This window comes from Ferrovibrio sp. (assembly GCF_035304305.1).
Taxonomy (GTDB): domain Bacteria; phylum Pseudomonadota; class Alphaproteobacteria; order Ferrovibrionales; family Ferrovibrionaceae; genus Ferrovibrio.
In genome coordinates this window covers 1-4,799 of the sequence record NZ_DATGQG010000070.1, presented here as the reverse complement: position 1 = coordinate 4,799, position 4,799 = coordinate 1, and the positions used below count along the sequence as shown (strand labels likewise).

The window sequence follows — 4,799 nt, the reverse complement described above, 5'->3', positions numbered from 1 at the left end:
ACGACATCAACAAGCTGCGCGCTGCTTATGATCAGCTTTTCTCCGGCAGTGGTCGTCTGGCTGACCGTCTGGAAGAGGTGGCCGCGAAATATGCGGACACCCAGCTGATCCAGGAAGTGATCGCCTTCATCCGCAAGGCGTCCAAGCGGGGCGTTTGCCAGCCGCAGGCGGATGGCACAGCAGCGACCTAAACTCGGGCTGATCGCGGGCGGCGGCGACATACCGGCCATTGCCCGGGACAGATGCCGGGCTGAACAGCGACCGCTGTATATCGCGGCACTCAACGGCTTCTGCGATCCGGCTGCCGTCGAAGCAACGGAGCACGGCTGGTTCGACCTTCCGCAGGTGGGTCGGCTGATCGGCGCGCTGAAGGCGGCGGGTGTGACGGAAGTCTGCCTCTGCGGCCGCGTCGCGAAGCCGAACTTCAGTGCCCTTAAACCCGACCTGAAGGGAGCACTGCTGTTGCCGAAAATCATCAAGGCAGCGGCAACGGGGGACGATGCCATCCTGCGTGTTGTTGTCGATGCCTTCGAACGCGATGGCTTTCGTGTGATCGGGATCGAGCAGGTGGTCGGCGATCTGCTGGCCGCCGAGAAGCGGTATGGCAGTCTGGCGCCGACCCCGGCGCAGCAGGCGGATATCCGGGTCGGGGTTGCGGCGGCGCGCGACCTCGGGCGGGCGGACCGCGGCCAGGCCGTCATCGTCGCCGCCGGGACGGTGGTCGACCGCGAGGACGATGCTGGCACCGACGTGTTACTTGCCCGCGTGGCGGAGCGAACGGACGCCCGGGGCGGTATCCTGGTGAAAACAGCCAAGCCGCAGCAGGATCGCCGGGTGGATCTTCCCACCGTGGGCATGACAACCATCGAATATGCCGTTGCGGCAGGCCTGGCCGGAATTGCAGTCGAGGCCGGGGCTGCGCTGATCGTCGACGCGGAAGCGATGGCCGCCGCCGCCGATCACCAGGGCATGTTCCTTATCGGCTTCCGTCATGACGAAAAGTGACCGGCCTTTCAGGGTGGCGCTGATTGCCGGTGAGCCGTCCGGCGACGTGCTCGGCGCCGGACTGATGCGCGCACTCAGACGCGAGACAGCCGGCAACGTGCAGTTCAGCGGCGTCGGCGGAGCGCAGATGGCCGAGGAGGGGCTGCAGAGCAGGGTTCCGATCGGCGATCTTGCAGTCATGGGTCTGGTAGAGATCCTGCCGCGCGCACGTCTTCTGCTGCAACACATCGATGAAACGGCAAAGTTTCTTCTCGCCGATCCGCCCGACGTGGTGGTGACCATCGACAGCCCGGGATTTGGACGGCGGCTCGCCCGGCGGCTGACGCCCCGCCGCTTTCCGCTCGTGCATTATGTTGCGCCGACCGTCTGGGCCTGGCGGCCGGGTCGTGCCCGGCGCATGGCGCGGCTCTACGATCATCTGCTGACTCTGCTGCCCTTCGAGCCGCCGTATTTCGAGGCGGCCGGTCTGCCGGCAACGTTCGTCGGCCATCCCGCGGTCGAGACACTCGCCGCGGCAAGAACGGCTGAAATGGCTGCCGTCGAGGCGGGAAACGGCTTTCGGGATCGCCACGGCATCCCTGGCGGCCGGCAACTGCTGGCCGTTCTTCCAGGCAGCCGCCGGGGCGAGGTCACAAGACTGCTCCCTGTCTTCCGCGACGTTCTTGAGCGGCTCAGGCAGCAGGGCCTTGAGCTGCACCTTGTGATTCCCACCGTCGAAACGGTTGCGGCCGTGGTGCGGGAGGAAGCCCGGTCCCTGCCCTACGGGGTGACGGTCGTCGAAGCCACGGCCGAACGCTATGCCGCGATGGTCGCTGCGGATGCGGCGCTCGCGGCGTCGGGGACGGCAACTCTGGAACTGGGGCTCGCAGGTACCCCGACGATCCTGGCCTACCGGGTCAATCCGCTGACCGCGGCAATAGTCCGTCGCCTGATCACTACGGAGTATGCGGGGCTGGTGAATATCCTGCAGCAGCGGGAGATCATGCCGGAGTTCCTGCAGGAGAACTGCAACGCCGACGCGATCGCACCGGCGCTGCTCCGTTTGCTGACCGATCCTGCTGCCCGGCAGGCGCAAATCGACGGTTGCGCCGCGATTGCCGCGCAGCTGGGCGCGAACGAGGAGGCGACGCCGAGCGTGAGGGCTGCGCGGACCATCCTGTCCGTCGCAGGCCGCCATCATCCCGCTGCGTGAACTCGACATCGCGGCCCGGCGCCGCATATTGGATGGAACTGCCAGAGGAGAGCCCGATGAACGAAACAACGGCCATTCAGCAACCTGCCACGGCGGCATCGTACCGCATGCTGCACACGATGCTGCGTGTGCTCGATCTCGAGAAGTCGCTGGATTTCTACGTCAACAAACTGGGCATGAAGCTTCTGCGCCGCACGGATTATCCCAGCGGGGAGTTCACGCTGGCCTTCGTCGGCTATGGCGACGAGAAGGATCATGCCGTGATCGAGCTGACCCACAACTGGGGCCAGAAAGAGCCGTATACGATCGGCAGCGGTTACGGACACATCGCCATTGGCGTGCCCGATATCTACGGTCTTTGCGAGAGGCTGCAGGCCGAAGGCGTGAAGATCCCGCGTCCGCCGGGTCCGATGAAGCACGGCGGCAGTGTCATTGCCTTCCTGGAGGATCCGGACGGCTACAAGATCGAACTGATCGAGCGCAAATGATCCAAAGCAAAAGGCCCGGAGCGATCCGGGCCTTTTCGTGTCTGTATCGGCAGTCTGTCAGAGGCGGGACATGATCCAGGCGCCGCCCGTTACCATCATGGCCAGCCACAGCCACAGCTGCGGCCGTTTCAGGAGGGCGCGCGGGGCGATCCGGTTATCATTGGCCGCGGCAGGCATGGTCATGAAACCGGGACGAAGCCACCCATAGCCGGTGGTTCTCGTCTCCGCGGCGGGCATTCCGCCCTGCTTCTCCGCACCTTTCCGCATCGGCCCGCCTCCCATCGCGCCGTTACTCTCCCTTTATAAAACGCCGATCACGTGCGCTTGTCGAGCGGAATAAACTCGCGCCGCGGAGAACCGGTGAACAGCTGCCGCGGGCGGCCGATCTTCTGGGCCGGATCCTCGATCATCTCGTTCCACTGGGCGATCCAGCCGACCGTGCGGGCAAGGGCGAAGAGGGCCGTGAACATGGCCGTCGGGAAGCCCATGGCGCGCAGGATGATGCCTGAATAGAAGTCGACGTTCGGGTACAGCTTCTTCTCGACGAAGTAATCGTCCTCCAGGGCGATCCGCTCCAGCTCCATGGCCAGCTTGAGCAGCGGCTCGTCCTTCACGCCCAGCTCGTCCAGGACCTCATAGCAGGTCTGGCGCATGACCTTGGCGCGGGGATCGTAATTCTTGTAGACGCGGTGGCCGAAGCCCATGAGGCGGAAGCCGGAATTCTTGTCCTTGGCCTTCTTCACCGCTTCACCGACCTTGTCGACCGAGCCGATCTCCTCAAGCATCTTCAGCACCGCCTCGTTGGCGCCGCCGTGGGCGGGGCCCCAGAGGCAGGCAATGCCGGCCGCGATGCAGGCGAACGGGTTGGCGCCCGACGAACCGGCCAGGCGCACCGTCGAGGTCGAGGCATTCTGCTCGTGATCGGCGTGCAGAATGAAGATGCGGTCCATCGCGCGCGCCAGAACCGGGCTTACTTTGTAGGGCTCTGCCGGCACGCCGAAGGTCATGTGCAGGAAGTTCTCGGCATAGCCGAGATCATTGCGCGGATACATGAAGGGCTGGCCGACGGAATACTTGTAGGCCATCGCGGCAATGGTCGGCATCTTCGCAATCAGGCGATGCTGCGCGATCATGCGCTGGTGCGGATCGTTGTAATCCGTCTCGTCGTGATAGAAGGCCGATAGCGCACCGACCACGCCGCACATGACAGCCATCGGATGCGCGTCACGCCGGAAGCCGCGGAACAGGAAATGGATCTGTTCGTGCAGCATCGTGTGGTGGGTAATCGTGCGCTCGAAATCCGCACGCTGCTTCGCGTTCGGCAGTTCGCCGTTCAGCAGCAGATAGCAGGTCTCGAGGAACGTCGACTGCTCCGCCAGATCAGCGATGTCGTAGCCGCGATACAGCAGTTCGCCCTTATCGCCATCGATATAGGTGATCTTGCTTTCGGTGCTGGCCGTCGACGTGAAGCCTGGGTCGTAAGTGAAGTAGCCGGTCTCGCTGTAAAGCTTTCGGATGTCGATCACCGAGGGGCCGACTGTGCCGTCAAGAACGGGAAGGGTAACAGTCTTGCCAGTATTCGGGTCGGTGAGCGTAACAGGCTTGCTGCCGGCGGTCATAAGGAATTACCCCCAGATTGGAATCAAAAAAGATCTGATTGTGGTGCGAAGAATTATAGGGCGGGGGAAAGCTGGGAGGAAAGGCCTGCGCCCGGCCAAAAATGGTTCGACGAAAGCCGAACTCCGATCGCCTTCTTCCATGTCGGATGAACACGGACATTGTGTCGCATCACCGATAATCGCGGCATTCGAGCGAATGGCGGTGCACACCTTACTGAGTGACCTGGCGCGCAGTGGTTTCATGGCCAGATGGGGGGCAGGCAAGGATTTCGCATAAAGGGAAGGGCGAGGCTGTCTCTGGCGGGGCGGACGGGCGCTCCGGCGTCAGTGGGTGAGACGCGCCTCGTCCGAGACTGACAGTTACCGCATGGTAACTATGACGCCCGGAATCATTGCCCCATGGTTACTGTGGGGTGCCTATGGAGGCGGCGATCCGGATCGTACCAATCCGATTCCATTGATCCCGCCGATCTGAGGACGAATAGGAGGGAGTGG

5 protein-coding genes and 1 pseudogene are annotated in these 4,799 nt (G+C 63.6%); 4 read left to right on the top strand and 2 right to left on the bottom strand.

What is annotated here, in order from left to right; genetic code table 11:
- From VKZ87_RS08785 to gloA, 4 genes and pseudogenes are all read left to right on the top strand, one after another.
- Positions 1–191, top strand: a pseudogene (locus tag VKZ87_RS08785) (acyl-[acyl-carrier-protein]--UDP-N-acetylglucosamine O-acyltransferase); the annotation flags it as partial.
- A complete protein-coding gene (locus VKZ87_RS08780; protein WP_324220874.1) occupies positions 172–1,005 on the top strand; it encodes an LpxI family protein in 834 nt (277 codons plus the stop codon). The pseudogene VKZ87_RS08785 and the gene VKZ87_RS08780, both read left to right, overlap by 20 nt.
- Positions 992–2,197: a lipid-A-disaccharide synthase gene (gene lpxB, locus VKZ87_RS08775; RefSeq protein WP_324220873.1), complete on the top strand. Its 1,206-nt coding sequence runs from the start codon at positions 992–994 to the stop codon at positions 2,195–2,197. Before VKZ87_RS08780 ends, lpxB begins: the two co-directional genes overlap by 14 nt.
- A gap of 56 nt (positions 2,198–2,253) precedes the next feature.
- Positions 2,254–2,685, top strand: a complete 432-nt coding sequence (gene gloA / locus VKZ87_RS08770) for a lactoylglutathione lyase (RefSeq protein WP_324220872.1) — start codon at positions 2,254–2,256, stop codon at positions 2,683–2,685.
- Between the two features lie 57 nt (positions 2,686–2,742).
- On the opposite strand, the gene VKZ87_RS08765 is transcribed toward gloA, so the two are convergent.
- Together VKZ87_RS08765 and gltA are read right to left on the bottom strand one after the other, a co-directional pair.
- A complete protein-coding gene (locus tag VKZ87_RS08765) occupies positions 2,743–2,952 on the bottom strand; it encodes a hypothetical protein (RefSeq protein WP_324220871.1) in 210 nt (69 codons plus the stop codon).
- Positions 2,953–2,999: 47 nt separating this feature from the next.
- Positions 3,000–4,304 carry a citrate synthase gene (gltA, locus tag VKZ87_RS08760; RefSeq protein ID WP_324220870.1) on the bottom strand — a complete coding sequence of 435 codons (1,305 nt, stop codon included), beginning with the start codon at positions 4,302–4,304 and terminating at the stop codon, positions 3,000–3,002.
- Positions 4,305–4,799 lie beyond the last annotated feature (495 nt).

Excerpts from the sequence above, each read along its gene's own strand:
- VKZ87_RS08765 (WP_324220871.1), bottom strand. The coding sequence starts at position 2,952 with ATGCGGAAAGGTGCGGAGAAGCAGGGCGGAATGCCCGCCGCGGAGACG.
- gloA (WP_324220872.1), top strand. The coding sequence starts at position 2,254 with ATGAACGAAACAACGGCCATTCAGCAACCTGCCACGGCGGCATCGTAC.
- VKZ87_RS08780 (WP_324220874.1), top strand. The coding sequence starts at position 172 with ATGGCACAGCAGCGACCTAAACTCGGGCTGATCGCGGGCGGCGGCGAC.
- gltA (WP_324220870.1), bottom strand. The coding sequence starts at position 4,304 with ATGACCGCCGGCAGCAAGCCTGTTACGCTCACCGACCCGAATACTGGC.
- lpxB (WP_324220873.1), top strand. The coding sequence starts at position 992 with ATGACGAAAAGTGACCGGCCTTTCAGGGTGGCGCTGATTGCCGGTGAG.